Origin of the sequence: Hydrogenophaga electricum, from assembly GCF_030160815.1 — a bacterium.
GTDB classification, from domain to species: domain Bacteria; phylum Pseudomonadota; class Gammaproteobacteria; order Burkholderiales; family Burkholderiaceae_C; genus Hydrogenophaga; species Hydrogenophaga electricum.
In genome coordinates, this window is record NZ_BSPB01000007.1 from 77,290 (window position 1) to 104,174 (window position 26,885).

A 26,885-nucleotide genomic window follows, 5' to 3' on the forward strand; every position below is an offset into this window, starting at 1 on the left:
ATCATGTCGCAGCTGTCTTCCCTGTCGTTCACGTCTTCCATCGATTCCTCGCTGCTCGTTCGCGATGTCGCGGGCAGCTACCGGCCGGCCGAGCCGGCTGAGGTGTTGCAGGCCGCGCTGCGGGTGCTGGCAGGCCAGTTGCGCGGCACCGAGATGCTGTCGTCTCCGCAGGCTGTGCGCGACTTCCTGCGCATCAAGCTGGGCACGCTGGAGCACGAGGTGTTCGCGGTGATCCACCTGGACGCCCAACACCGAGTCATCGAGTACGTCGAGATGTTCCGCGGCACGGTGACCCAGACATCGGTCTACCCGCGCGAGGTGGTCAAGGAGGCTCTGGCACACAACACAGCGGCCATCGTCCTGGTCCACAACCATCCGTCGGGCGTGGCCGAGCCCTCGCGGGCCGATGAGCATTTGACCCAGACCCTTAAGAGCGCGCTATCGCTGGTGGACGTTCGGGTCATCGATCACCTGATCGTGGCCGGACCGACGATTCTTTCCTTCGCCGAGCGCGGGCTGATCTGAGCCCGCGCAACCAGGAGCCACAACGGCTCCCGGTTTTTTGCTTCCTGCCCAACAGCGTGCCACCGCACAGTGGCACGAGCACTTCATGACATCAAGGCCGGAGGCGGTGGGGCTTCCTCCATCGGCCCCACGCGGACATCCGCATTGAGCCAGCTACGCTGGAGAACGCCTGGCTGGGTTGAAGACGCGATGTATCCGAACGAGGATCGAACGCTGTTTCCGTCCTCCCACTTTGACGTGAGGTTTCGGAGCGAATGCGCGTCATCAACCCATCTCCCCATCCCATGAACCACCAAGGCATCAGCGAAATCTCCTTTGAAGAAACCTACAGCGTGCCGCCCGAGCAGACGGCCCGGGCGCTGTTCTCCCGGCTCCCACATGGGAGTGACTACGCACAGCGGCTGATCGAATGCCTGGCGACCGGGTATCTGGTCGCCGTCGTCGAATCCATCTGCATCCGCGAAATGCAGCGGCATGTGGATGCCGACTCGGAGGTCGTGGTGGGCCGGACAATAGAACTGGAGCACAAGGGGCCGATCCCGCCGGGGTCAACCCTGAAGCTTCGCGGATGGGTTGAACGGCTGGGGGAGCGCAGCACGAAGTTCTTCGTTCAGGCATCCGATGACCATGAGGTGGTTTGCGAAGGCTCCGTCATTCTGGTGGTGGCTCCACGAGCACCGATGGAGTCGCGCATCGCCGTGAAAGTCGAAGCACTCACGACGAAATCAGACGGAGACATGGTTGACAGCGCCCTCGGCTGGCGTGCTCCGCCTGAGTTGCCCCGTCGCCAGGAATCGCAGATTTCCTGAACGCACTCCGCCCAATCGGAGCATCTGGGCAGTGGGGGCTGGCTTGCTGTTGCACCCAGCGTGCCACGCCGTTCTCGCCGTCAAGGTCGGCGCGCATCTGCGCTGCGCTGGCAGCCTGGGCGGCCGTCTTCGAACCTTGACCGCTGCGCTGCGCCGTGACCCGGAGGCTGCGGGCAATCCCGCCCGGCATTCCTTCTGGAGTTCACCATGAACACACTCATCACCGACGAGCAGCGCGTGCTGCTGCTGGCCAACGGCCGCGAATCGTTGCAGAACCCCGACTTCGACCCGGCGCCCGTGGTCAAGCTGTTCACACCCGACGCTGGCGCAACCTGGCTGCTGACCGAGATCGACCCGGACGACCACGATCATGCTTTCGGTTTGTGCGACCTGGGCCTGGGTGCGCCCGAGCTGGGCTGGGTCAGTCTTCAGGAGCTGGCCACCGTGCGTGGTCGGCTCGGATTGCCGGTTGAGCGCGATCTGCACTTTCGTGCCGAAAAGCGCCTGAGCGCCTACGCGCGGGAGGCGCGGCTTGCTGGGCGCATCAGCGTCTGACCCGCCGCCAGGGCGTCGCGGACGCCCTGGCTTTCAGGGTTTCAGCAGATCCGGCAGGCAGTCGGCGAACGCCGGCTGGATCTTGCTCATCGGCTTGACGATGGATTCGTCGCCGGTGAGCACCGCCATCGTCATGCCGGTCATCGTGCTCAGACCGTTGGAGTTGCGCAGCACCTGCAGGGCCAGGTGCACGGGGAAACCATCGGCGCTGCGCCGCAGCGGGTGGATGCCGCCGTGCACGAAGGAGTTCATGGCGTTCCAGGACACGTCCTTGAACTGGGACAGCATCCCGTGGGCCGCGGCAGGCACGCCCTGCCCGACCCGCTTGCCGATCTGATCGATCATCTCCTTTGCGCTGGGCAGGTTCTTGGCCGCCTGCTCGGTTTCGAGTGTGAGCGGTGCCGATAGCTTCTCGATGGCCGTGTCGCTGGCGGCATAGATGAGCCACATCGAGCGGGTCAGGGCTTCGAACTGCAGCCGCATCAAGCTGACCGCCGAGGTCGGCAATCCCAGCGCCATCAATGCACGCAAGGCAGTCCCGTGTTCCATGGCCACGACACACATGCCAAGCGCGGCCTCGCCACGCGCAGACCCGTCGAACGTGGACTCGTCGAGCAGTTCGTTCAGCCGTTCGTGCAAGGCATCCGAGCGCAGCAGCATCTGCTCCAGGGGATCGGGGTGGTTCTGGTCTTTCTCGGTCATGTCGTCATCGTAGACAACTCCATGCAACTGGGCGTCGCCGGCCCTGTGAGTCTGGCCGGCCGCGCTGTCGTGCTGCGCACCGAGCCCCCGGTCCCTGTAGTCCCGCGGTCTCGTCCCTCGCGGGCTTCCATCGTTCCCTTCCCTCCGGTCGGCTGACGCCTTCGGCCCGGCCTGGCGGCCGGTCCTGCGCGCTGCGCTTGCGCGGGGCCGGCGCCATCTGCGGCCAGGGGCCACTGGCGCCCTCTTCCCTCGTCCATCACCACTTGCGCGACCGTAGCCCGCCGCCCGGTGCCGTCAAGGCGCGCCAGGCCGTGTCCTCGGCTGCGCCTGCGGTCCGCACCAGCCCTGGCGCTTGCTTCCTTGACGGCACCGGGCGGCGCACTCCTTTGGTCGCGGGCGATGAACTCAGGAAAGACGGTGGCGAAGGGGCCGGCCCAGGTCTTTGCGCCGACCCCACCGGAAGACCCGAAGAGGGCTCCGAATCTAGGAATCCGGTGGGTTTTTCAACAGCCAGCTTCATTTGGAGAAATGACCATGCAACTTGCTTCCCGTTTCGCACCGCGTTCGCCGGTGCTGCGTTCCGAAACCCCGCTGTCGGATGACCAGATCCGCGCCGTGGCGCCATCTATCTTTGCCGAGGCGCCGCACGGCAGCCGCTCCGAGCGCTACAGCTACATCCCCACCGCCACCGTGCTGCAGGAGTTGCGCGGCGAGGGCTTCCAGCCCTTCATGGTGTGCCAGACCCGCGTGCGCCATGACGACCGGCGCGAGTTCACCAAGCACCTGATCCGGCTGCGCCACGCCAGTCAGATCAACGGCCGCGAGGCCAACGAAATCATCCTGCTCAACTCGCACGACGGCACCAGCAGCTACCAGATGCTCGCCGGCATGTTCCGTTTCGTCTGCCAGAACGGGCTGGTGTGTGGCGACACCGTGGCCGACGTGCGCGTGCCGCACAAGGGCGACGTGGCCGCGCAGGTGATCGAAGGCGCCTACACCGTGCTGCAGGGCTTCGGACAGGCACAGGAGTCGCGCGAGGCCATGCAGACCGTGGCACTGGACGCGGGCGAATCCGAGGTATTCGCGCGGGCCGCGCTGGCCCTCAAGTACGACGACACCGAGAAGGCTCCGCCCGTCACCGAATCGCAAATCCTGATGCCGCGCCGCCACGACGACGACCGGCGCGACTTGTGGAGCGTGTTCAACCGCACCCAGGAAAACCTGATCAAGGGCGGGCTGACGGGCCGCAGCGCCAACGGGCGCCGCCAGAGCACCCGCCCCGTGCAGGGCATCGACCAGAACCTGCGCCTGAACCGCTCCCTGTGGCTGCTGGCCGATGGCATGCGCCAGCTCAAGGCCTGAACCCGGACCCACTCGGCGCGCAGGGCCTGCCCCTGCCGCCGCCCTCCCCTCATCACTCCCCTTTTCACATCCCACCCGACAGGAGTTTCACCATGAACGCGCTCACCGATCCCGAAGCCCAGGCCCTGCACGCCATCCCCGCACCGCAGGTGCCCGCCCAGCCCTCGCAGCAGATGCTGCTTGTGCCGCTGTCGCGGCTGCGCCCGTCGCGCCGCAACGTGCGCAAGACCGTGGGCCCGTCCATCGAAGCGCTGGCCGCCAGCATCGAGCGCGTGGGCCTGCTGCAGAACCTCACCGTCACCCTGGGTGCGGACGGCGAGCATTACGAGGTGGTGGCCGGTGGCCGCCGCTTCGCTGCCCTCAAGCTGCTGGCCAAGAAGCGCCGCATCGCCAAGGATTGGAACGTGCCCTGCCTGCTGGTGGCCGACGCGAGCGCGCGCACCGCCAGCCTGACCGAGAACGTGCAGCGCGAGGCCATGCACCCGGCCGATCAGTTCGAGGCTTTCGCTGCCCTGGTGGCCGAGGGGCGCCCGGTGGAAGACATCGCGGCCGATTTCGGTGTCATACCGCTGGTCGTGCAGCGCCGCCTCAAGCTCGCCAATGTCTCGCCGCGTCTGGTGGCCGACTACCGCGCCGACACGGTCAGCCTGGACCAGTTGATGGCGCTGGCCGTGACCGACGACCATGCCGCCCAGGAAGCCGCGTTCTACGAGGCGCCCGAATGGCAGCGTTCGCCCGCTGCACTGCGCCAGCGCCTGACCGAGCGGGAAATCGACGCCGACCACGCACTGGTGCGCTTCGTCGGGCTGGAAGCCTACACCGTTGCCGGGGGTGGCATTCGCCGCGACCTGTTCACCGACGACGATGACACCGGCACCACCCTAACCGATGCCGCGCTGCTGGAACGGCTGGTGCGCGACAAGCTGGAGTCACTGGCCGAGCCTGTGCGCGCCGAGGGCTGGGCCTGGGTGGAATCGGTGCCGCACCTGAGCCCGGCCGAGCGGCAGGCATTCCAGAACGCACCGCGTCAGCGCCGCGAACCCACGGCGCGCGAGTCCCGGCGCATGGAGGTGCTGCAAGGTCGCATCGCCCGCACCGATGCCGCGCTCGAAGAAGCCTACGACGCGGACGACGAAGACAAGGCCGAAACCCTGCACCAGCGGCGCGAGGCCCTGGTGGCCGAACTGGAAGCCGTGCAGTCCCAACTGAGCGGGCATGCGCTTGAGGTCCGCGCGATGGCCGGTGCCATCGTGACGCTGGACCGGGAGGGACGGGTTCTCATTCACCGTGGCCTGCTGCGCGAGGCCGAAGCCAAGGCGCTGCGCGCGCTGGACGCGGCACGGCAACGCGCCGCCACCGGCTCAGGCAACGACGGCGGCGGCAGTGGCGAGTCGGATGAATCGACCACGGGTGATACGCCACACGGCGCCGAACACCTTTCCGACCGGCTGGCCCAGCGCCTGAGCGCGCACCGCACCGCCGCCATGCAGATCGAAATGGCGCGCCAACCGCAGGTGGCGCTGGCTGCGCTGGTCCATGCCTTGGTGCAGCAGGCCCTGCAAGGCGGCTATCGCAACGCCCTGCCCTTGGGCGTGCGCCTGAGTCTGCGCGCCCGGTTGGAAGACCTGGCACCCGACTGGCCAGAGTCGCCGGCCGCAGTCGCGCTGCGCGAGCTGCGGCAGACCTGGGCCGACAAGCTGCCGCAGGAACAGGGTGAACTGTTCGCGGTGTTGCTGGAGAAGTCTCAGGAGGAGCTGATTCAACTGCTGGCACTGTGCACCGCCCCGGTGGTGGATGTGGTGACACCCCGCGCGACCGCCAGCCAGCCCGGCGCCGAACTGGCGCAGGCGCTGGGCCTGGACATGGCCGCGTGGTGGAAGCCCACGGCCGACAGCTATTTCCAGCACGTTCCCAAGACCACAATACTGAACGCAGTGGAGCAGTTCGCGCCGACCGAAGTGCAGCGCCTGTCCAAGCTCAAGAAATCGGAAATTGCGCAGGAGGCCGAACGATTGGCCGAGGGCAGTGGCTGGATGCCTGCCGTGTTCGGTCGTCAGGTGCCTACAACGGTGAATGGCACGGGTGCGCCAGGCTCGGAAGACTGACAGAGGAAACACCAACCTGTCCACTCATGGCCCCGGCGCTTTGCGCCCGGGGCTTTTTCGCGTGCGCGCAGGCTCGCGACCGCTCGTGCCAAACGCGGTCACAAAACCGCCACGCCGCCGCCTTTGATCAGGCGGCGGCGTGGCGGCGCGCAAGGGCTTGCGCGGGCGCTGGTGCCAACCCTGTCGGCGTCAGCGCATAAAATACCGAGACAGCCGCGTCACGCTGAACCTGCTGCCGGGTTAAACGACGTTTCTCGCTTCCCTCCTCTGATCGCAGACCGTGTCCATTCCTCCGGTCGGTGCGTAATCGGCAGTCATCGACCATGCACAAAGGAATTTGGCATGTCTGATTCGACATTCTTCGTCTCCAAAGCGGCGCTGCGCAATCTCAAGCACAGTGCCCAGCACCGCGTGAGCGGTGTCCCTTCCGCACATCTCAGCGAAGCCCTCGCGTGGGCGCTCGGGTTCAAGACGCATGCGGCACTTCGCGCTGCGCTGGACGGTCGTGTCACCGTCGAGGTACACAAGCCCAACAATGCGCGCATGGTGCGCCGACTTCAAGAGCTGGGCTACAACGCCACGGCGGATCTGCGCCTGGTCCCGGAGTTCGAACACTCGTACTCGCCATTTCGCAACTTCCCGTTGAGAAAGAAGCGCAGCACGCGCTGGGTGGGCTGGCGCAACCTGGTGGTCGCCGCCATCAATGCCGGGCTGGAGCAGCGCCTGTTCGGCCTGGAGCCCAGCGACAACTGGTGGCCGTGCGGCAATCCACACAGCCAGCGCTGCAAGCGGCACATTTACCGCTTCGAGCTTGAGGACGGCCATGCGGCCGTGGCCAGTGTGGATGCCATCAGTGGTGACGAACTGACGATCAACGTGGTGCTCCACCCGCGGCACGAGGGAATCGAGCCCGACCGATTCAATGGTCTGCGCGATGGCGACGCCCATGCACACGCCTGGGTGGAGCGCCGCCTGGGCGCGTGGGTTCAGGACGGCGGTGAGGACTTTTCCTGCAAGCGGGCGGTACAGCCCTGGCTGGCTCAACTCAAGATCGACACCAAGGGCTACTCGGACCAGGGCAGCTTCTTCATGTGACTTTGGTGACGGTGAATCCCGGGGCCGGGCGTGTCGGCGCCCTGCGCCGCCAGGCTCTCGGGCTGCGCCCCGTGCCGTCATAGCCGTCACGGCCCTTCGGCTTCGATCCTTCACGCCTGCGCGCTCCGCTTGCCTGTTCGGGCCGGAAGGGTTCGTGATCCGGCATCCGGCCCTGCATCACCTCGCCATATGAGCCGGGTGCTACGCCCTTGCTCGCTGCGCTGAGTTGCCGGGCATGCCGTCTTCCCTCACGCTGGCGGGCAGTTGGCCGAGGTGATCGCAACATACCGCATGGGTATTGGCACCGTACTGGTCGAACCTGACAGGCGACGTGCGATGCGAGACGCTGGGTGGAGGCGGCAGTGGCTTCTCGCGTCGTTGCGACTCTGACCAATGGCGCAAGGGTAGTGGCCGCTGAAGTCTTGCCAAAGGCGTGATGAACGTGCTCGGCCAGGAGGCCTTTCGGGAAAGGTGCGTCCCAGGCGTCCTTGTCTCGTCGTGAATCCTGGCGGGGTCGCGGCTGCGCCTCGGGCTTGATGGCTGCAACCGTACGGCCCAAGAAATTTCCCCTCCGCTGGGCGGATTCCTCGCGAGGCAAATTTCCCGTGCCTGCCGGTCCTCCACGCTGTTGCGGCCCCTTCACTGCGCTGCGGGGTGCAGCCTGCCCGTCCCCCGCCTGACGGATCACAACAAGGACGCGATGGGCGCGACCTTGGCAACCCGAAAGGAAATCATCATGGCCAACATCGGCACCTTCACCGCTCAGAACGACGGCTTCATCGGCACCGTTCGCACCCTCACGCTCAACGTCAAGGTCAAGTTCGTGCGCAACGACAAGGGCAGCGAGAACGCCCCCGACTACCGCATCCAGGCCGGCACCGGTTACGACATCGGCGCCGCCTGGAAGAAGGTCAGCCAGTCCGAACGCCCCTACCTCTCGGTGACGCTGGACGACCCCTCGTTCCCGGCCACCATCTATGCCCGCCTGATCGAGGAAGAAGACGGCACGCACAACCTGATCTGGTCGCGCAGCAAGCCTACGGCCTGACGGCCGGTCCGATCCCGCCGCCCTGGCGGGATCGCTGCTGCGGGCCGAGCCTGCAGTCTCAGGCCGCGCTCGAACCCAGTTGGGCTTCGGTCGCGGCCATCAGGTCGGTCGCACCGCACTCCAGCGCTGCCGCGATCTTGAAGATGAGCGGCAGCGAGGGGATGTGCTCGCCGCGCTCGATCTTGCCCATGTGCGAGCGCTCGATACCCGCCCGGTGCGCCAGCGCCTCCTGAGCCATGCCCTGCCCCGAGCGCAGCGCACGCACCGCCGCGCCGAAGGCTTGCGCCAGTTCGGCATCGAAGGTGGTGGCACCGGCCGGACGGCCAGCCTGGACAGGACGCTTCTGCATGGACAGAAGCGTCCTGTCGAGAGACAATTAAAACCACGTTATCTTTAACTCATTAGCGATTTGCGCTGCCGCTTTGGTGAATCTCCGTATGGGTGCTTTCGTGCTTTTACGTAACACTCGTGTATCTACGTAAAGCTTCAAAGCCACCCTTGCTCATTCGAGCATTCACGTCATGCCGACTTTCAGCCTTCGTGCAAGGGTGCATTTCTGCAAAAGCGCCACTGCGCCTTTGCGGGGACACACGAAAGCGGTTTTGCGATTCGGTGCTTCTGATGCAACACGTGTTCCCGCACAGCGCCACGCACTCTGACCATGCCGACTGAATCCCTTGTCACCGACGAGCAGCGCGCGCAGCTGCTGGCCAACGGCCATGCTCGCGCTGCTGACGCGCAAATCGACCTGTGGCCCGTTGTGCGCCTGTTCACGCCGGACGCGCACGCGACCTGGCTGCTCGCAGCGCTCGACCCTGCCGATGGCGACACCGCTTGGGGTCTGTGCGACGTGGGCATCGGCATGCCCGAGATGGGCAGCATCAAGCTGTCGGACCTCGCGACCATCGTCGGCCCTCAGCGGATACAGGTGCGGCGCGACCTGCACTTCCATGCCGTGCGGCCAATGTCCGAATACCTGCGGCTGGCACAGGCCAACGGCTCGATCATGGATTGAGCAAAGGATCGACGTGCATGTCAGACCTCTTGGGTCTGACTGCTGCTCACGCCAGTCTCGGTCACTATCCAGACCGAAATAGACATGACAACCGCGCTGCACCACGCCATGGTCAGCCTTGCCACGATGGCCATCGAGCCACGTGGCCGTCGCTTCGGGCGCGTTTTTGGCGAGCCCGGCCACCATCGGACGATGAAGTACAGCGCAGACCTTCACGACCGGATCGCCGACCGATGAACCCGTAGCCCTTGCCGGCCGATGCGACGTTCCTGCACAAGAACAGGGAGTTCGCATATGGTCCGATTCAACGACGGTCAGCAGGCCTCCCGGCCGCCGCCCTGGCATGCCAGCGCGGCCTACCTCTACGTTCTGCACCTGGACGGCCCTGCACTGGCCTGGGAGTACCTGCGGCGCCATCCCGGCTACCGCCAGGCCTGGCGCGCGCAGGCCGCTGACGCCGCGCAGCCCTGGGGCTTGCGCACGCTGGTAGACCCAGCGCTGGATGCGCGCGAAGCGCTGCCCTACTGGCTCAACACCCGAGCCTGCACGATTCGCGTGATACCCGACGATGACCCTGCGCCCGAGGCCTCCCCCTTCGAGCTCTGGCGCCTGCCGGGTCGCAAGCAGTTGCAGCACGATGGCCGAGGCCTCGTGCTCGCCGTGCGCTGGCCCGGGAGTGGTGTGCGCCTGATACTGGCGCCCGAGTTGCACGATGGCATGCCGCACGCCTTCACCATGCGTGCCTACCGAGAGCCTTGTGCGCGTTACCGTGACATGGCGAACGATTTGGATCAGCTGGCCGCCGCCAGTAGCTGCGAACCCTCGGCCGCAACCTGTCCACGGCCCAGCCCCAGTGCCCTGCAGGCGCTGCTGACCCTTCAGGCCCTGGACGCCAACCAGGCAGGCGCCTCGCTGCGCAAGATCGCCGAAGGGCTGTTTGGCTCGACCGAGGTCGCAACCGACTGGTACGCCGACAGCGCACTGCGTGCCCGCGTGCGGCGCCTGGTGCAGCGTGGCCGTTCTCTGGTGGATGGCGGCTACCGAGAGCTGGCGGGTCTCGATCAGCTCGCCCCTCCGCCCCTGGGACGAAACAGCCCCACTTCAGATCGTCCCTGAGCAGAACGCCCGCGCTCCCTGAGACTGCCTCCACCCGCCTGCAATCCTGCAGGCGGGCCTTCCTGACCGATGGAGGCGCCTCTCATGCGACCCTTTCCCTTGCGGCCTGCCGCCGCACCCGCTCACACGCCGCAGGCCTCTGCACAAGCTGCGGCCAAGCCGCAACCGCCGCGTTACCTCACCAACGACGAGGCCGCCGACTACCTGCGCCTGTCGCCGCGTACGCTGGAAAAGCAGCGCGTCATCGGCGGCGGACCGCGCTTTCGCAAATTCGGCCGGCGAGTCATGTATGCGGTCACCGACCTCGACACCTGGGCCGACCAGCGCAGCTTCGAGGCCACGTCCGACCCCGAGTACGCCGAGCACCACTCGGCCGACAGCCGTGCACGCTAAGGGGTGCTGCGCGCCCTCTCCCTTGCCAACGGCCGATGACCTTGCCTGCGCCCAGCCCCCAGCGCCCGGCGGAACAGCTCGACCTGTTCCGCGCGCTGCCGGGCGACATGGCACCGCGCGACAGCCAGGACCTGATGGCCTACCCCTTCTTCTCGCTGGCCAAGTCCCGACGCACCAAGCCCATCGACTTTCGCAGCGGCAACGTCGCCATCCGCGTGGAAGGCACGCAGGAACACGGCATCGCCACCATCTGGGACGCCGACATCCTCATCTGGGCCGCCAGCCAGATCGTCGAGGCGCGCGATGCCGGCATCACCACCTCGCGCCTGATGCACGCCCGGCCCTACGAAATCCTGCGCTTCATCGGGCGCGGTGTCTCGCTACGCGACTACCAGCGCCTCAAGGCGGCACTCGACCGGCTGCAGTCCACCACAGTGGCCACGTCCATCCGCGAGACCACTGGCCGGCGTCTGCACCGGTTTTCGTGGATCAACGAATGGAAGGAACTGGCCGACGCCCGCGGCACACCGCTGGGCATCGAGCTGATCCTGCCGGACTGGTTCTACGCGGGCGTGCTGGACGCCGCCCTGGTGCTGACCATCGACCCGGCCTACTTCGACCTCACCGGCGGCATCGAGCGCTGGCTCTACCGCCTGGTGCGCAAACACGGCGGGCACCAGCCCGCCGGCTGGCAGTTCGACTTCAAGCACCTTCACCGCAAATCGGGCAGCACCGCCAAGCCACACGACTTCGCCTGCGACTTGCGTGCCCTGGTGGCGCGGCAGTCCATGCCCGGCTACCGCCTGAGCATCGTCCGCATGCCGGGCACGGGCGCCGAGGTGCTGACGTTCCGGCCGGTGCCGCCCACGGCACGGGGATAAGCGGTTCATGGCCTGTGGACGGGCTCGTGCTATCGGGCGTGCGCAGCCACGTGCCATCAGGCGTGTGCCCATCGTGCCATCAGACGTGCCGATCGGCCGCCAGCCCAATGGCGGCGTGGCTTTGCACCGCCCGTAACTACCCTAACCACAATCATCTAACTGGTAGTGGGAGCGCGCCGTTTCGGTGGACAAGTGCGGACCGGCACGCAGTTGCCGCCACGCTTCGAGCAGAAGGAGCGACGCCATGATCCTGGCCCTGCTCAACCAGAAAGGCGGCGTGGGAAAGACCACGCTGGCCACCCACATCGCGGGCGAGCTCGCGCTGCGCGGCCAGCAGGTGGTCTTGCTCGATGCCGACCCGCAGGGCTCGGCATTGGACTGGACCCAGCGCCGCAGCCAGCAGGGGCTTCCCCGGCTCTTCAGCGCCGTCGGCCTGGCCCGCGAAACCCTGCACCAGGAGGCGCCGGAACTCGCCCGCCGGGTCGATCACGTCGTCATCGACGGTCCCCCGCGCATCGCGGCGCTGGCGCGCTCCGCCTTGCTGGCGGCCGACCGCGTGGTCATCCCGGTACAACCCAGCCCCTACGACCTGTGGGCCAGCGCCGAGATGGTAGCGCTGATCCGCGAAGCCCAGGTGTTCCGCCCGGCACTGCGCGCGGCCTTCGCCATCAACCGGCGCGTCAGCACCACCGTCATCGGTCGCGAAGCCCGCCAGGCGCTGGCAGAACAGCCGCTGCCCGCGCTGCGCTCAGAAGTACACCAGCGCATCGTCTTCGCTGACAGCGTGGCCGCCGGCCGGCTCGCTTGTGAAACCGCGCCCGACAGCGCCGCTGCGCGCGAGGTGGCCGCGCTGGTCGATGAACTGCTTCGGTGGCCGTCATGACGGAAGAACGCACGCAGCGTAGCAAACGCATCGCCATTGGCTCGCGTCCGCCCGCCAACCCGCAGGCTGAGGCATGGGTGCGTCAAGGCGATGGCGAAAACCTGCAGAAAGGCGATCTGTTCACCGCCCGCCTGACGCTGGACGTCACGCCCGCCATGCGTGCGCGCATCAAGGTCTCGGCGTTTACCCAAGGCACCACCGTGGCCGAGTTGCTGCGCGCCTTGCTGGAGCGCGAATTCCCCCAATCCCGTTCGGAGACATCCCCATGAACATGCACATCACGCCCGATGGCACGGTTGCGCCCAGCGCAGCACGCTCGTCACTGCTGCAGCCCCTTGCGCTGCAGCACAGACCAGCCGATACCCCAGCACTGACCCGCGTCTCGCTGGCCTATGTCCACCAGCGGTTCAACCTGTACCTGCGCTTTGGACAGCCGGAGCACACCGTGCAGCTTGACCACTGGCGGCGCTGCGCGGTCTTCAAACCGTTGGCCAATTTCTGCCGCGTGCGCTGGCAGGCCAATGACCATGGCACGACGCTGTGGCAGTTGATGGTGCTGCAGGCCGGCGCTCCACTGGACACCTTGCAGCGTCTGCCCGGCGTGCGCCCGGGCGCTCGCCTGTTGCTGCACGCCGAAGGCGAACTGAAGGTGCGCACCGTGATGCAGCAGATCGACGCCATCGAAGCCCAGGGCATCGACGCTTGTACGGTCGCCGCCGCGTACTGGTGCACGCTGGGCAACCGCCTGGCTGCCTGGACTTCTGGGCCATCGACCGCACCGCTGCAACTGCCGGCCTACACCACCGACCGCCATGCTCCATTGCTGTCCACAAGGGCCCTGTCATGACCGGCTCACAAGCATCCCGAACGGCAATCGCCTGTTCCGCCGCCATCGGCTTGGCTGCACTCGCCTGGGCCTCGTTCGCCAAGCCCTTGCCGCACCTGGTCTACAACCCGTCGAACAGCGTTCCGGTGGGCTGGTACCGCGTCGAGCCGCTTCTGCGGCAGCCCAACCAGTTGCGGGTCGGCAGCATCGTGCTCGCCCACCTGCCGGCCGAAGCCGCTGCACTCGCCGCGCAGCGCGGCTACCTGCCGCCGCACGTGCCGCTGCTCAAGCGCGTGGGCGCCGTGGCGCCACAACGCGTGTGCATCACTGGCCAGGTTGTGCGCATCGACGGGCACACCTTGGCCACCGCATTGAGCGTAGACCGCATGGGCCGCCCACTGCACGGCTGGCCGCAGTGCCGCCGCCTGCAGGCTAACGAGGTTTTCCTGCTCAGCGCGACAAACCCGGCGTCGTTCGACAGCCGCTACTTCGGGCCGGTGCGCGCCGCCGATGTGATCGGCATTGCGCAGCCGCTGTGGCTGCTGGAGCAGCCATGACGGCCGCAAGACGACAGTCGTCGTCGCCGCCGATGCATCGCCTCACCGTGCCCGTCGGCCCTGTGGACGGCGCAGGCACACGGGGAAAGATGCAGGGCAAGATAAAAGGTCGCGGCACCCGGCCGCTTGAAAACCCTGTCTGCACAAGGGGTTGGCGCGGCACGCGCCAAGGGGTAGCGGCGTGCCGCGAGAGTGCGCAATGCCGCATCGGCATTGGAGAAGGCGCGTGCTTCGCCCGCTTGACTGCGCCGGTCTTGGATGGAGTCGCCCGATGAGCCACAGCAATGACGACCCCTTTCGGCTCCGTCCCGGCACGCCGAAACAGCGCGGCGACGCTTTCATCAACAAGGTGCTGCGCCAGACCAACAAGGCCGGCGCCAAGCTCGGCAAGCGGGTCGGCGAAACCGGTCAGCGACCCGGTTCCCGGCTGGGGCGCGGCCATGTCGCGGCCCGGTTCGCCGGGGCCTCGCTCACGCCCAACGCCCGCCGCGTGACGATCAAGGCGCGACTGCTCCATCTGGCCAAGGTCGGGCCGCGCTCAACCGTTACGCACCTGCGCTACATCGAACGCGAAGGGGTTGATCGCCAAGGCGGGCCGGGCCACGCCTATGGTCCGACCACTGGCGCGGCGGACACCGCCGCTTTCGAGGAGCGCGGACGCGAGGATCGCCACCAATTCCGCTTCATCGTCTCGCCCGAGGACGCCGAACAGCTCGACGATCTGCGCACCTACACCCGGCACTTGATAGCGCGCATGGAGTCGGACCTGGGCACCCAACTGGACTGGGTGGCGGTGGATCACTGGAACACCGACAACCCGCACACGCACGTCGTCCTGCGCGGCAAGGACGACACCGGCAAAGACCTCGTCATTTCCCGCGACTACATCGCTGTGGGGATGCGCTACCGGGCCACTGAACTGGCAACCGAGTGGCTGGGGCCGCGCACCGAGTTGGAGATCCAGCACGCCATGCAACGCGAAGTCGACCAGGAGCGGTGGACGAGTTTGGATCGTACCTTGCAGCGCGTGGCCAAGGACGGTCTGGTGCTGCCGGAGACGCTAGCCGATCCCCGGTTGCAACGTCAGCGGCAAATGCTGATCGGACGCCTACAGCGCTTGCAGCGCATGGGGCTGGCGACTGAGCAGAAGCCCGGCGTGTGGGCCATTCATCCCGAGACCGAGCCGACACTACGGGCCATGGGTGAGCGCGGTGACATCATCCGCACCATGCAGCGCGCCATGAGCGGCAAGCAGCGTGAGTTGGCCGTGTTCCAGCCCGGGGAGGGAGGCCGTTCCATCGTCGGCCGCGTGGCCGCCAAAGGGCTGGCAGACGAGCTGTACGACAAGGGCTATCTGGTCATCGACGGGACCGACGGCAAAGCGCACTACATCGCTCTGCCGCCGCAGTCGGAACTGGAGCAGTACCCGAGCGGCGCCGTGGTGGAGGTGAAAGGTGCAACCGAAGTGCGCGCCGCCGACCAGAGAATCGCCTCGCTCGCGGTGGGCGGCATCTATCGCACCGACCATCACCTTGCGCTTGCGCAGAGCCAAGCCCCACCCGACCGTGACCCGCGCGAGGTCGTGGCGGCGCACATCCGTCGGCTGGAAGCCCTGCGCCGCGGCGGCATCGTGGAGCGCATGGTCGAAGGCGCCTGGCGAGTACCTGATGACCTGGTCGAGCGAGGCCGCCAATACGATGCCCAGCGCCTGGGCGGTGGCGTGGTGGTGGAGCTGAAATCGCATCTCCCGATCGAGCAGCAGTCCCACGCGATCGGCGCTACTTGGCTCGACCAGCAATTGATCGGTGGCGGTAATGGGCTGGGCGACGTGGGCTTTGGCAGCGAGGTCAAGGATGCACTGCAACAGCGTGCCGAGTTTTTGGTCGAACAGGGGCTGGCAGAGCGACGCGGGAAGCGTGTGATTTTGGCGCGCAATCTGTTGGCGACGTTACGCGGACGCGAGTTGGCAAAGGCCGCACAGGACATTGCGGCTGAAACCGGACGGGAACATCGCCCGGTGACAGATGGCAACCGCGTTGCTGGCATCTATCGCCGCAGCATCATGCTCGCCAGCGGGCGCTTCGCGATGCTTGATGACGGCGTGGGGTTCAGTTTGGTGCCGTGGAGGTCGGTAATCGAGCCTTGGCTAGGACAGAAACTCGCAGTGTCTGTGCACGGCAACCAAGTCTCCTGGGAGTTCAGGCGGCAGTTGGGGACAGTGATATAGATCAACGATGATTACCTGATAGGTACCGACACGTCAGAACTGAAATTGAGGCTTCTCCCACTACACTGGCCTAATGCTGCACCGCGAGGACATCGCCCGCACATCGACACGATCTACGTCAAGCTCTGGGAGCCGTGGACCTGCCACTCGTTGCGGATGTGATGGTGCGGCAATCTGCCAATAAGGAGACGACAGCCGCTTCAGTGGCCTGCAACGTGTCCGAGTAGGCGGCCATAGCCGGGCACAACCGCGCTTATGCCGAGCCTACGCATGCAATCCCAGGCAACTGCCGAATTGCTGGTGATGACAGGGCTTCCAAGGGAGCACTCCAGAGATTCAATAGCTTCGGCTGTCCGTACGGTCGTGCAGCTAAGTACGTACGCCTCAGCCTCGGTTTGGACCTGTGACAGGGCAAAGGCTTGCCATGCCTCAGGCGTAACGGCCATCATCTCTCGGCCAGTACTGCAATTCAGGCCGACATTTCCCAACACATCGAACCCCCGTCGAACGAAGTAGGCAGTCTCTCGCTTGTTGACCTCTTCCGTGTAGGGTGAGAGCAGCACCACCCGGCGTGCCCGCATGGCATCCAGCGCAGCCACCAGAGATTGCGATGTCGCCGTAGCCGGGAGTCCCGTGGCAACACCGATGCGCTCCAGGATTGACGCCTCCAGCTCCGCGCTGTAGGTCGAAACCGCGGTGCAATGGAGTACCACGAGATCGACGCCCGCGTCCGCAAGCAGTGCGGCCGCAGCTTCGACATCGTGCGTCATGCTGAGCAAGCCCAGCTCGGAACTGTCCACCAGCTTCAGTCGCGTGACGGCGATGCCGACGTCCCTGGGCAGCATCGCCCGAATCTGGGGCTCGGCGGCCTGATTCACGGAAGGCAGCAGCAGACCGATTCGCCCGCGCGATCCATAGTCGAGAACGGGTGTTTCCATTTCGGCCCCCTCTTCCCTAGTTCAATTTCAGGCCGAGTTCCTTGATCAGAGGAGCGTATCGTGTTGTTTCCCGTTGAATGGTGGCATCCATTTCCTCCGGGCTGGTCCCGACTGTCTCAAGCCCGAACGCCATGAGCTGCTCCTTGACATCCTTGCGGCGCAGCACCTCCACCACATCTCGGTTAATCTTGTCGATGACTCGCCTTGGGGTACCGGCGGGTGCCGACAAGGCGTTCCACATCACGACCTCATAGCCCTTGAGTCCTGCCTCCGCCAGCGTGGGCACGTCGGGCAGTGCCGGCGAGCGAAGGGGCCCAGTTGTTGCGAGTGCGCGGATCTTTCCGGACTGAAAGTGCGGGATATTTGAGGCGATTCCGTCGAAGCTGACCTGGACGTCACCCGATAACATGCCCTTGAGCACCTCTGAGGCACCTCGGTACGGTACGTGGACCAAGCGGGTGCCAGTCTGTCGCATGAAAAGCTCGCCCGAAAGCTGCGTGGACGTGGTGCTCGACCCGTAGTTGATGCCTCCCGGGTTGGCCTTCGCCGCAGCCACCACGTCGGCCACTGTCCTGAAGGGCGTGCGGTCGGTCGCAGTGAGGACCAGTGACTGCCGAGCCACGATCGAGATGGATGCAAAGTCTTTGACAGGATCGTAGGGCAACCGAGAGTAGAGAGCCGGATTCAGGGTGTAGGTCGAATCCAGGGGCATGAACAACGTATAGCCATCGGGTGCTGCTCGGGCAACTTCCTGCGCGGCAATCAGCGTATTGGCGCCGCCCTTGTTGTCGACGACCACGGGCTGGGCCCACTTGTCCGACAAGCGCTGTGCAATCGCGCGACCCAGCACGTCGGCGGGCCCGCCCGGGGGGAACGGGATGACCAAGCGAACCGGTTTGGACGGAAAGTCGGAGGCAGACTGATCCTGTGCCACTACAGCCGAAGTGGCGAGGGCCAGGAACGGTGCGAGCAGCGCCGCACGGCGCAGCAATCGGATCATGGACATGGGTTCTCCTTGGGATGGAATGGCTACGGTGTCGAGGGAGCAGACAGCCCGCTCAGAATCCGTAGAGTTGTTCGGGATTGAGCACGAGGATCCGGTGGCGCAGCCGCTCGTCCGGCACCCAAGTTAGCAATTGATCTAGCAGGTCAGCGGTATTGGGCATCAGCCCCTTGAAGGACACGTGAGGCCAGTCGCTGGCCCATACCAGGCGATCCGCTCGCGCGGCGAGCAACGCCTGTACATAGGGCACCATGTCATCGTAGGGCGGCGGCAAGGCTGACATCCGGTAACCGCACGAGAGCTTGACCCAGCACCGCCCGGTGTTCACCAGCCTCAGCAATGCTTGGAACCCGGGTTGATCCAGCCCTTCAGTTGGCCTCAACGAGCCCATGTGGTCAATCACGACGTCCGTAGGGAGTTCACGCAGCGTCGCCTCGATGTCAACCAAGGGGACGCGGCCTTGGTCGTCCATGACATGCAGTTGCACATGCCAGCCCAGGCGGGCGATGCGTGCCGCCAGCGCTGGCATCTCAGCCAACGGTACGGCACCTGCATGGCCAATGTTGTAACGCACGCCACGCACTCCGGCCTCATGCATCCGGTCCAACTCGGCATCCGGCACCTCGGCCCGCAACGCGGCGATGACACGCGCCGGACGTCCAAGTTCGGCCACAGCCTCTAGGTGCCGGCGATTGTCGGTGCCGTAGCCGCTGGGCTGCACCAAGACCAGGCGCTGGACTCCAAGGATGTCGTGCAGTTCCCTCAGCTTGGCGGGCAGTGCGTCGGGCACGTCGAAGGCACGGGTCGCTGCAACAGGATAGCGGCTGGCGGGTCCGTAGACATGCACATGGCAATCCGTCGCACCTGGCGGACAGGCCAGTTGGGGCCGGCGGAAAACTGGATCGGGAGGCTGACAGAGCGGAATCATGGAGGGATTGAGCAAAATCGACGAAGCGGGGATGACTACCAATACGCGATCATTCGAAGATGCGATCCTCGTGAAGCACCACTGGCACTTCCTTGTTCTTCTCCGAGTAGCCGTCGAAGGGTTTGCCCTCCAAGTCGATGCGAGCGAGCACATCGCTGTCTGGGTCGATATGCGCACCGATGCGCAAAATGACAAGTGGTTCGTCGTCTTCCTTGGCCTGGAACCAGTAGAAAACTCCCGCAGGTAGCAGTACGCAGTCGTTTCTGCCCGCTTCGCGCGCCTCTCCGTTCGGCCCATGGAATGTCGCTCGGCCTTGCAGGATGACGAACACATGGTCCTCGTTGGAGTGCGCGTGGATCTCGTTTTCGCCGCCGCTGGCGTAGGTCTTGAGCACGACGTTCATGTAGCGCGAGGCGCCCAGCACCTGGTTGGTCCGCCCCTGCATCGGCAATTGGGCACGAATATGGAAGAAGCTGGGCTGCCCCGGCCGGGTGAGACGTGCCATCTCCGCGCGCCATTCAGCTGCACTGTGGACGATCGGAGCAAAGCTGCGAGAAAGAGAAGTGGCGCTCATGGTTGGTTCCTTCAGGAGTGGAGAAAGTCAATCGATCTTGATACCGGCGTCCGCAATGACGGGACGCCAGCGCGCGGCCTCTGAGGCAATGAAACTGCGCAGTGCCTGGGGCGAACTGACGTCGGCCAGCAGGCCCGCGGCCAGGAGCTTTTCCTGTACGTCCTTGGCGGCGAGCGCCTGCGACAACGCCTGGCTGAGCTTGTCCACCACGTCCGCCGGCGTGCCCCTGGGCGCGAGCAATGCCATCCAGACATCAATATCGGGCAGCTTGACGCCCACGTCGGCCAATGTCGGCACATTCGGAAGCGACGGGATGGACCTGGTGCTCAGCCGTGCCAACGGGCGCAAGGTGCCCTTTTCAAAATGGGGCATAGCGGCCGTGATACCGTCGATGGTGAACGTGACGTCCTTGGACAGCAGACCCTGCGTCGTACCCGCACTGCCTTTGTATGGCACAGAGACGACCTCCTTGCCCAGCGTGCGTTTAAGCAGCTCTCCAGAGAGCTGCGAGGTAAATGTGCCAAAACCATAACTCAGCGCGGAGGGATCGGCCTTTGCCTGCGCCACCAGCGCTTGCATCGACTGCGGTCCGGTCTGATGGGTCACGATCACCAACGGGGTGGTGGCCACTTTGCCGATCGGCTCGAAGTCTCGGATGGGGTCGTAGGGCAGCTTCGCATAGAGGTACTGATTCATTACCAGCGTGCTGTCGATTGCCATCAGCAGCGTATAACCATCCGCAGGGGCTTTGGCGACGGCATCCGCGCCGATGATGGTGTTGGCGCCTGGCTTGTTGTCCACAACGATGGTCTGACGCATCGCCTGACCCATGCGCTGCCCCACCAAGCGGGCCAACAAGTCGGTGGGACCTCCGGCAGGGAAAGGCACGACCAGTCTGATGGGTCGATCGGGAAAATCGCGAGGGCCTTGCGCTTGCGCGAGGACCGGTAGGGCGGCGCAACAAAACGACGCGACAAAAGTGGCTGCGACCTTGGAAATCTTCATAGTGTTGTCTCCTGTGGCTGTTTCCGGTAACCGCGATTCGTTGTCACGGTGGCTTCCTGTTCCGAGTGAATTCTGTTGGGCCGTTGCAGGCAAGGCAATGCGGTGCAATCAATTCTCTGTATCGAAGAAATGAATGCAGAGCCGCTTCTCGCATGCAGACATGGGTAGCAGTTGTGGTGCGCAGCACGCCATGTACCGCGTACCGCAACGCTAGCAGGCTGCCAGGGTTGCTCGGTATGCCTTGCGGACCGGCGCCGCGCATACACACTTCCGCGTCGATGCAGCTAGGCAAAGCTCAAGTAACTGTGCTGCTGCCGGTTTCAACAACGCGGATTGAGTCTCCAATCAACCTAGGAATTGCACTGATGCCCCTGTGGATGCAGGCACTTTCCACAGCATTTTTCGTTGGTTGAGAGTGCATTCAAGCTTGATGACATCCAAAGTGGTTCCTAGGATTCGAGACTTCTTAGGAAGCCTCGAATTACCCACCACCGGAGACACCATGAAACTATCGATACCTTCGCGTCGCTCACTCCTCGCGACTGCGTCCATCCTCGCCGCGATCATGGGCCACCCTGCCATCGCGCAAGACAACTACCCCAGCCAGCCCGTCACCCTGGTCGTACCGTTCACGCCGGGGGGCAGCAACGATGTCATTGCCAGAATGATTGGTCAGCGGCTCAGCCAGATCTGGCAGCAACCGGTTGTCGTGGAAAACAAAGCTGGCGCTGCGGGCAGCATTGGCACCGACCATGTGGCCAAGGCCACTGCGGACGGCTACAAGCTGCTGATCACCAACAACAACACCATGTCGATCAATCCGGTACTGCTGCCGAACACGCCGTACGCCGTCGCGCGTGATTTCACCCAGATCACTCAGCTCGGCGTGGTTCCCGTTGTTCTGGTTGTGAACGCCAACGTGAAAGCCAAGACCGTCAAAGAGCTCGTCGACCTTGCAAAGTCCGCGCCTGGGAAGCTGTCCTATGCTTCTTCGGGCACGGGCAGCCCGCAGCACCTGTCAGCAGAGCTCTTCAAGTCGATGACGGGCACCGACATCATTCACGTCCCCTACAAAGGCGCGGCGCCGGCGATCACTGACCTGCTGGGAGGCCAGGTGGATCTGCAGTTCGGTGCCATCAACTCGCTGCTGCCGCACATCCGTAGCGGAAAGTTGCGCGCGCTGGCCGTCGGCGGCGCCCGGCGCGCGAGCCTGCTGCCCGATGTGCCCACTGTCGCTGAGGCAGGACTGCCCCGCTACGACAGCGAGATCTGGCTCGGCCTTGCTGCTCCTGCGAGGACGCCTGCTGCGGTCATCAAGCGGATCAGCACCGATGTCATCGGAGTCCTGGCGGAACCCGCGGTGAAGGAAAAGCTCGCCGAGCAAGGCATCGAAGCGCGATCCAGTACTCCTCAGGAGATGACCAAGCTCGTCGAGAAGGACACCGAGCGCTGGGCGAGCGTGATCAAGAGCGCAGGCATCAAAGCCGAATGAACGGAGCACTCAATTGAATTCCAGGCGACCAACCCCACTGCGCCGCGACGTGCCTGTCCCTAGCCATGGCCATGGCTACGGTAGCTTGTGGGCCAGCGACGCGATCGCGGAGATGATCCGCGCGCTCGACATCCCCTATGTCCTTCTGAACCCTGGTTCTAGCTTCCGGGGACTGCACGACAGCCTGGTGAACCATCTCGGGAACGTCGATCCCCAGATGCTCGTGGTTCTCCATGAGGAGCATGCGGTAGCCATCGCCCATGGCTATGCGAAGGTGACCGGAAAGCCCCTCGCGGCCATCGTTCACAGCAACGTGGGTCTGATGCACGCATCCATGGCGATCTTCAATGCGTGGGTGGACCGTGTGCCGGTCGTGGTCCTGGGCGCCACCGGCCCGGTGGATGCCGCCAAGCGGCGCCCCTGGATCGACTGGATGCACACCGCGCAGGACCAGGGCGCGCTCATCCGCGACTTCAGCAAGTGGGATGCGCAGCCGGCCTCCGTCGGCGCGTCTTACGAAGCGCTGCTAAGGGCCAAACAGATCGCACTGACTGCGCCCGCAGGTCCGACCTACGTGTGCTTCGATGTCTCCCTCCAGGAAACGCGGATCGACGCGATCCCCCCGCTGCCAGACGTCAGCCGCTATCCGGTTCCTTCGCCTGCGGCGCCCGCGCAGGAAGCGTTGGCACGGGCAGCGGACCTCCTTTCCTCTGCGGTTCGTCCGGTCATCCTCATGGGTCGGGTCTCCAGGTCGAGCGAGGCCTGGCGTCAACGCATCGAACTGGCCGAGAAGCTCAACGCGCAGGTTCTCACGGATCTGCGGGCCGGCGCTGCGTTCCCCACGGATCACCCGTTGCACGCGGCGGTGCCGGGCGTGTTCCTGACGCCGGACGCGGCCCGCACGCTGCGTGCGGCCGACGTCGTCCTGAGTCTGGACTGGTACGACCTGAGCGGGACGCTACAGCAGGCGTGGCGCAACGAGGACGTGGACGCCAAGGTGATCCAGATCTCGCTCGACCACTACAGCCATCGCGGCTGGAGCATGGACCACCAGGGCCTGCCGCCGGTCGACGTGTTCATGCCGGTCGAACCCGACGTCGCTGTTCCGCTGCTGTGTACCGCTTGCGCGAGCCGACCGGCCCGCAATGAGGCCGTGACGGTCACGGTCACCAGGTCGCCATCGCCGGAGGACGGCACCATCAGCATCGCGATGGTCGCGGATGCCCTGCGCCGGGCGGCCGGCAGTCAGCCCGTGACGCTGATCCGCGTGCCGCTGGGCTGGAGCGGAGAGATGGGCCATTTCCGGGATCCGCTGGACTACCTGGGCATGGATGGCGGCGCCGGCATCGGATCCGGTCCGGGCATGGCGGTCGGCGCGGCGCTGGCGCTGCGCGCCAGTGATCGCCTGCCCGTGCTGATGACGGGCGATGGTGACTACCTGATGGGTCTGACGGCGCTCTGGACGGCAGCGAACGCCGGCATCCCCCTGCTCACCATCGTCTGCAACAACCGCTCGTTCTTCAATGACGAATTGCACCAGGAGCGCGTCGCGCGTGACCGCGACCGCCCGGTGCAGAACCGCTGGATCGGGCAGCGGATCGGAGACCCGGACCCGGACCTCGCCCAGCTGGCGCAGGGCCTGGGACTGCAGGGCTTCGGACCGACATCCGACCCCGCCGAGCTCGACGAGGTCCTGGCTCGCGCCGTCGCTGCGGTGCGAGAAGGCTCGACCGTGGTCGTCGATGTGCGGGTGACGCCGGGCTACAGCGCCGCCATGGCGTCGGGCATGACACGGTCGCATGAGGATGCGCAAGGAGGTGGAGCATGAGCACGGATGCCATCGTCCTGCCGGACAGCGGCGACCTGAGCCCCTACGTCAAGGGCATCCTGCCCCGGTCGAGTGGCCTCTTCTGGGCGGGCCAGTGGCAAGGGGGCTCGGGGCAGACCATCCCGACCTTCAATCCGTCGACGGGCGAGCTCCTGGCCGAGGTCAACGCCGCAGCGGCGGCGGAGGTCGGCGCCGCGGTCGCCTCGGCGAAGGCCGCCTTTGCGGCCTGGGCCGACACGCCCCCGCTCCAGCGCGGCGCGCTGCTGCGGGAAGCTGCACGCCGCGTGCGGCAGCACGCGCGCGAGCTGGCCCTGCTGGACGCCGCCAACTGCGGCAACCCGGTGCGCGCCATGCAGATGGACGCCGAGATCGCAGCCACCCAACTGGACTATTTCGCGGGCTTGGTTCTCGAGATCAAGGGAGAAACCATCCCGACCGCGAACGGTGCGCTGAACTACACGCTGAGGGAGCCGCTCGGCCCCGTGGCCCGGATCTTTCCCTTCAACCATCCGTTCATGTTCGCTGCGGGGAAGATCGCCGCGCCGCTCGCGGCGGGCAACACGGTCGTCATCAAGCCGCCGGAACAGGCGCCGCTGTCGACCATTCGGTTGATGGAGATCCTGGACGGCCTGTTCCCTCCCGGCGTGCTGAACTGCGTCACGGGTGGCCGGGAGACCGGCGCCGCGCTCTCGGCGCATCCGGATGTCGCCGCTGTTGCGTTGATCGGAAGCGTCGGCGCGGGCAAAGCGGTCCTGAGGTCCGCCGCCGACACGATGAAGCACACGCTTCTTGAACTCGGCGGCAAGAACGCGATGGTCATCTATCCGGATGCCGATCTGCGCAGCGCGGCAGAGGGCGCCGTGCGCGGCATGAACTTCACGTGGTGCGGGCAGTCCTGCGGATCCACCAGCCGCTTGTATGTGCACCGGTCCATCCACGACGAATTCATGCAGAGCGTCGCGCGGGAACTCGCGCAGAAGCATCGGCCGGGCATTGCGACGCACTCGGACACGACCATGGGGGCGATGGCCAGCCGTGCTCAGTACGAACGCGCGCTGCACTACATACAGGCGGGCATCGAGGACGGGGCCACGCTGTTCACTGGCGGCAGCGCGGCGCGCGAGGCGCATCTGCAGGCCGGCCTCTTCGTCGAACCCACGATATTCACCGATGTGCGTCCCAATATGCGCATCGCTCGGGAGGAGATCTTCGGGCCCGTGCTCTCGGTGTTCTCCTGGGAGGACGAAGACCAGTTGTTCGCAGATGTCAACGCCATCGAGCTGGGGCTGACGGCCTCGGTCTGGACCACCAGCCTCAACACTGGTCTGCGTGCGGCCAAGCGCATCCAGGCGGGGTACTTGTGGATCAACGAATGCTCGATCCACATTCCGGGCGCGCCGTTCGGCGGCTACAAGCAGTCCGGTGTCGGCCGGGAGGAGTCCAAGGAAGAGCTGCTGGAGTTCACACAACTCAAGAACGTCCACGTGAAGCTCCGCTAGTAGGGGCCACTGCAGGCACGCCGGGGCCCTGCCCTTGACCGCGCTTCGCCCGCAGCAGGCTGAGGAGAGCCCGGCTAGCTGCCGCGCTCCGGCGTCGGAACGTACCGGGCGCGCGGTCGCCAGAGCCCGGTCGCGCCGCGCTGCTCCTGCACATGCGCCGCCCACCCGGCCATGCGCGCCACCAGGAAGATCACGCCCGCGGACCAGACCGGCAGCCCGAGCGCGCGCACCAGGCACACGACCCCGAACTCATGCCGCGGGTGATCGCCAAGCTCCTCTTGAGCCCATCGCACGAAGGCGGCCACCCGATCCATGTTGAACGCGTTGCCGGACAGCTCGGCGGCGAGGGACAGCAAGCACCTCGCGCGCGGGTCGCCGCGCGGGTAGAGGGGATGGGTAAACCCCGGGATGCGCTGCCCGTGTGCATGGAGGCGCAAGGCCTTCTCGCGCAATGCCGCTGCGGCGGGCCTAGCAGTGATGAACCGGTCCACGACCTCGTAGTGACGGGCAATCTCCGTCCCGGCGCTCGCGCAGATGCCCACCGCGATACAGTCGAACAGGCTCGCACCGCCCGAGGCGGCTGCGCGGACCGCCAGCGTGCCCGGCGGCAATTCATGGTCGGCGAGCAGCACGAGCGCCGCGTTCATGGCGTGGACTCGCTCCGGCGAGCTCTCGCGTCCGAATGCCCGGAGCAGGTTCGAAGCAATCGGCTCCGAGGGGTTCGGCCGCGTCGGCACACTGCCTGAACCGAGGTACCCGATCGCCTCGGCCACGACGCAGATCAGAAAGCGTGCATCGTGGGCGACGGCGCCCGCCGGATCGCTGGCCGCTGCACGCCCGCTCGCTCGTCCCAGCTGCAGGGCCAGCATGGCCAGTGCTTCATACACGAAATGCGGATCCCCACCCTGCAGGATCCCCCGGCATGCATCGGCAATCCTCGCCTGGTCGCGCGGGTGAATCCGCCACGCAGCGACTCCCGCAAGATCGAGCGGAGCTCCCCAGAGCAGTTCGCAGACCCTCTCGAACGGGACGTTCTGCTGCGCGAGCTCGCTGGCCAGATGGCCTCTGTAGCTGGGGCCAGCCTCGGTGATCTCCGTGATGCCGCTGCTCACGATGGGGGGCCCGTGGTCCATCGCGCCGGCCGCCACCGCCCCATGCCCCGCCCGCGCCGCAGCGCGTGCGACAACGCGCTCGATGTCCGCTCGGCTGTACAGGTGCGCCTTGGTTCCGGGCTGGGGAATGCTGCGGATGGCTCCCCGGCTCACATAGGCATAGAGCGTCTGCGGACGAACGCCCAGGAGAGCGAGACTGGCCTTCGCATCAATGAAATCCGGGGGCCGTGAAGGCGCGGGATCAGGGCGTGGGGTCATGAGGTCTCGCACGATTCCAGCTTATGGTGGTAAGACATGACCAAGAACCGCGATATGCCTCCACCGAAATAATTCGTCATCTAATTATTTCATATGCTATCGCTTGGTGGGAGTACTGTGCCCTACGGGCCCGATCATGGAGAAATTGG

28 protein-coding genes are annotated in these 26,885 nt (G+C 65.7%); 20 read left to right on the forward strand and 8 right to left on the reverse strand.

Features of this window, described 5'->3' with window-relative positions; translation table 11 throughout:
* Positions 1 to 3: 3 nt before the first annotated feature.
* The 3 genes from radC (at position 4) to QQK43_RS06795 (ending at position 1,889) form a co-directional block, all read left to right on the forward strand.
* On the forward strand, positions 4 to 525 hold the full coding sequence (gene radC, locus QQK43_RS06785) for a RadC family protein (protein ID WP_273424616.1): 522 nt from the start codon (positions 4 to 6) through the stop codon (positions 523 to 525).
* A gap of 254 nt (positions 526 to 779) precedes the next feature.
* Positions 780 to 1,334, forward strand: a complete 555-nt coding sequence (locus QQK43_RS06790; protein ID WP_273424613.1) for a thioesterase family protein — start codon at positions 780 to 782, stop codon at positions 1,332 to 1,334.
* Between the two features lie 207 nt (positions 1,335 to 1,541).
* Positions 1,542 to 1,889 (forward strand): DUF2958 domain-containing protein, encoded by a 348-nt coding sequence (locus QQK43_RS06795; RefSeq protein ID WP_273424610.1) that lies wholly within the window; start codon positions 1,542 to 1,544, stop codon positions 1,887 to 1,889.
* Between the two features lie 33 nt (positions 1,890 to 1,922).
* On the opposite strand, the gene QQK43_RS06800 is transcribed toward QQK43_RS06795, so the two are convergent.
* On the reverse strand, positions 1,923 to 2,591 hold the full coding sequence (locus QQK43_RS06800; protein WP_273424606.1) for a DUF6988 family protein: 669 nt from the start codon (positions 2,589 to 2,591) through the stop codon (positions 1,923 to 1,925).
* A gap of 534 nt (positions 2,592 to 3,125) precedes the next feature.
* Between QQK43_RS06800 and QQK43_RS06805 the strand changes: the two genes are divergently transcribed.
* The 4 genes from QQK43_RS06805 to QQK43_RS06820 all read left to right on the forward strand — a co-directional run bounded on the left by QQK43_RS06805 (position 3,126) and on the right by QQK43_RS06820 (position 8,201).
* Entirely contained in the window at positions 3,126 to 3,953 is an 828-nt protein-coding gene (locus QQK43_RS06805) for a DUF932 domain-containing protein (protein ID WP_284307175.1), read from the forward strand.
* Positions 3,954 to 4,045: 92 nt separating this feature from the next.
* A complete protein-coding gene (locus QQK43_RS06810) occupies positions 4,046 to 6,058 on the forward strand; it encodes a ParB/RepB/Spo0J family partition protein (RefSeq protein ID WP_284307176.1) in 2,013 nt (670 codons plus the stop codon).
* 342 nt (positions 6,059 to 6,400) lie between these two features.
* Entirely contained in the window at positions 6,401 to 7,153 is a 753-nt protein-coding gene (locus QQK43_RS06815) for a hypothetical protein (RefSeq protein WP_284307177.1), read from the forward strand.
* A 736-nt stretch (positions 7,154 to 7,889) separates the two neighbouring features.
* A complete protein-coding gene (locus QQK43_RS06820) occupies positions 7,890 to 8,201 on the forward strand; it encodes a DUF736 domain-containing protein (protein ID WP_086920778.1) in 312 nt (103 codons plus the stop codon).
* A gap of 58 nt (positions 8,202 to 8,259) precedes the next feature.
* On the opposite strand, the gene QQK43_RS06825 is transcribed toward QQK43_RS06820, so the two are convergent.
* On the reverse strand, positions 8,260 to 8,550 hold the full coding sequence (locus QQK43_RS06825) for a helix-turn-helix domain-containing protein (RefSeq protein ID WP_273424596.1): 291 nt from the start codon (positions 8,548 to 8,550) through the stop codon (positions 8,260 to 8,262).
* Between the two features lie 312 nt (positions 8,551 to 8,862).
* Here QQK43_RS06825 and QQK43_RS06830 point away from each other — a divergent pair, with 312 nt between their 5' ends.
* From QQK43_RS06830 to QQK43_RS06875, 10 genes are all read left to right on the forward strand, one after another.
* On the forward strand, positions 8,863 to 9,216 hold the full coding sequence (locus QQK43_RS06830) for a DUF2958 domain-containing protein (protein WP_273424594.1): 354 nt from the start codon (positions 8,863 to 8,865) through the stop codon (positions 9,214 to 9,216).
* 84 nt (positions 9,217 to 9,300) lie between these two features.
* Positions 9,301 to 9,453 (forward strand): hypothetical protein, encoded by a 153-nt coding sequence (locus QQK43_RS06835; RefSeq protein ID WP_273424592.1) that lies wholly within the window; start codon positions 9,301 to 9,303, stop codon positions 9,451 to 9,453.
* 57 nt (positions 9,454 to 9,510) lie between these two features.
* Complete coding sequence (locus QQK43_RS06840) at positions 9,511 to 10,332, forward strand: DUF2285 domain-containing protein (RefSeq protein WP_284307178.1); 822 nt, start codon at positions 9,511 to 9,513, stop codon at positions 10,330 to 10,332.
* An 84-nt stretch (positions 10,333 to 10,416) separates the two neighbouring features.
* Positions 10,417 to 10,725, forward strand: coding sequence for a helix-turn-helix domain-containing protein (locus QQK43_RS06845; protein ID WP_284307179.1), 309 nt, complete (start codon positions 10,417 to 10,419; stop codon positions 10,723 to 10,725).
* A 35-nt stretch (positions 10,726 to 10,760) separates the two neighbouring features.
* Positions 10,761 to 11,606 carry a replication initiator protein A gene (locus tag QQK43_RS06850; RefSeq protein ID WP_284307180.1) on the forward strand — a complete coding sequence of 282 codons (846 nt, stop codon included), beginning with the start codon at positions 10,761 to 10,763 and terminating at the stop codon, positions 11,604 to 11,606.
* 244 nt (positions 11,607 to 11,850) lie between these two features.
* Positions 11,851 to 12,489: a ParA family partition ATPase gene (parA, locus tag QQK43_RS06855; protein ID WP_284307181.1), complete on the forward strand. Its 639-nt coding sequence runs from the start codon at positions 11,851 to 11,853 to the stop codon at positions 12,487 to 12,489.
* Positions 12,486 to 12,758 (forward strand): chromosome partitioning protein ParB, encoded by a 273-nt coding sequence (locus QQK43_RS06860; RefSeq protein ID WP_284307182.1) that lies wholly within the window; start codon positions 12,486 to 12,488, stop codon positions 12,756 to 12,758. The genes parA and QQK43_RS06860 overlap by 4 nt, the downstream gene beginning before the upstream one ends.
* Before the next feature lie 8 nt (positions 12,759 to 12,766).
* Positions 12,767 to 13,336 carry a DUF2840 domain-containing protein gene (locus QQK43_RS06865; RefSeq protein ID WP_440589172.1) on the forward strand — a complete coding sequence of 190 codons (570 nt, stop codon included), beginning with the start codon at positions 12,767 to 12,769 and terminating at the stop codon, positions 13,334 to 13,336.
* Positions 13,333 to 13,872, forward strand: a complete 540-nt coding sequence (locus QQK43_RS06870; RefSeq protein ID WP_284307184.1) for a S26 family signal peptidase — start codon at positions 13,333 to 13,335, stop codon at positions 13,870 to 13,872. The genes QQK43_RS06865 and QQK43_RS06870 overlap by 4 nt, the downstream gene beginning before the upstream one ends.
* 271 nt (positions 13,873 to 14,143) lie before the next feature.
* Positions 14,144 to 16,099, forward strand: a complete 1,956-nt coding sequence (locus QQK43_RS06875) for a relaxase/mobilization nuclease and DUF3363 domain-containing protein (protein ID WP_056265729.1) — start codon at positions 14,144 to 14,146, stop codon at positions 16,097 to 16,099.
* Between the two features lie 200 nt (positions 16,100 to 16,299).
* Here the strand turns inward: QQK43_RS06875 and QQK43_RS06880 are convergent, their stop codons facing one another.
* The 5 genes from QQK43_RS06880 to QQK43_RS06900 are packed head-to-tail and all read right to left on the reverse strand — an operon-like array spanning position 16,300 to position 20,547.
* A complete protein-coding gene (locus tag QQK43_RS06880) occupies positions 16,300 to 17,037 on the reverse strand; it encodes a maleate cis-trans isomerase family protein (RefSeq protein ID WP_284307185.1) in 738 nt (245 codons plus the stop codon).
* A 16-nt stretch (positions 17,038 to 17,053) separates the two neighbouring features.
* The gene (locus QQK43_RS06885; protein WP_056265723.1) at positions 17,054 to 18,043 is read right to left on the reverse strand and encodes a Bug family tripartite tricarboxylate transporter substrate binding protein; all 990 of its coding nucleotides are present in this window, start codon (positions 18,041 to 18,043) and stop codon (positions 17,054 to 17,056) included.
* Between the two features lie 52 nt (positions 18,044 to 18,095).
* Complete coding sequence (locus QQK43_RS06890; protein WP_284307186.1) at positions 18,096 to 19,010, reverse strand: amidohydrolase family protein; 915 nt, start codon at positions 19,008 to 19,010, stop codon at positions 18,096 to 18,098.
* A 7-nt stretch (positions 19,011 to 19,017) separates the two neighbouring features.
* Entirely contained in the window at positions 19,018 to 19,542 is a 525-nt protein-coding gene (locus QQK43_RS06895; RefSeq protein WP_284307194.1) for a cupin domain-containing protein, read from the reverse strand.
* A gap of 27 nt (positions 19,543 to 19,569) precedes the next feature.
* Entirely contained in the window at positions 19,570 to 20,547 is a 978-nt protein-coding gene (locus tag QQK43_RS06900; protein ID WP_056265712.1) for a Bug family tripartite tricarboxylate transporter substrate binding protein, read from the reverse strand.
* Positions 20,548 to 21,049: 502 nt separating this feature from the next.
* On the opposite strand from QQK43_RS06900, the gene QQK43_RS06905 reads away from it, so the two are divergent.
* From QQK43_RS06905 to QQK43_RS06915, 3 genes are all read left to right on the forward strand, one after another.
* A complete protein-coding gene (locus QQK43_RS06905) occupies positions 21,050 to 22,039 on the forward strand; it encodes a Bug family tripartite tricarboxylate transporter substrate binding protein (protein WP_056265708.1) in 990 nt (329 codons plus the stop codon).
* A gap of 112 nt (positions 22,040 to 22,151) precedes the next feature.
* On the forward strand, positions 22,152 to 23,867 hold the full coding sequence (locus QQK43_RS06910) for a thiamine pyrophosphate-binding protein (RefSeq protein ID WP_370465233.1): 1,716 nt from the start codon (positions 22,152 to 22,154) through the stop codon (positions 23,865 to 23,867).
* A complete protein-coding gene (locus QQK43_RS06915; protein ID WP_056265705.1) occupies positions 23,864 to 25,366 on the forward strand; it encodes an aldehyde dehydrogenase family protein in 1,503 nt (500 codons plus the stop codon). The genes QQK43_RS06910 and QQK43_RS06915 overlap by 4 nt, the downstream gene beginning before the upstream one ends.
* A gap of 74 nt (positions 25,367 to 25,440) precedes the next feature.
* Here QQK43_RS06915 and QQK43_RS06920 read toward each other — a convergent pair whose 3' ends face one another.
* A complete protein-coding gene (locus tag QQK43_RS06920) occupies positions 25,441 to 26,736 on the reverse strand; it encodes a citrate/2-methylcitrate synthase (protein ID WP_284307196.1) in 1,296 nt (431 codons plus the stop codon).
* Positions 26,737 to 26,885: the final 149 nt, after the last annotated feature.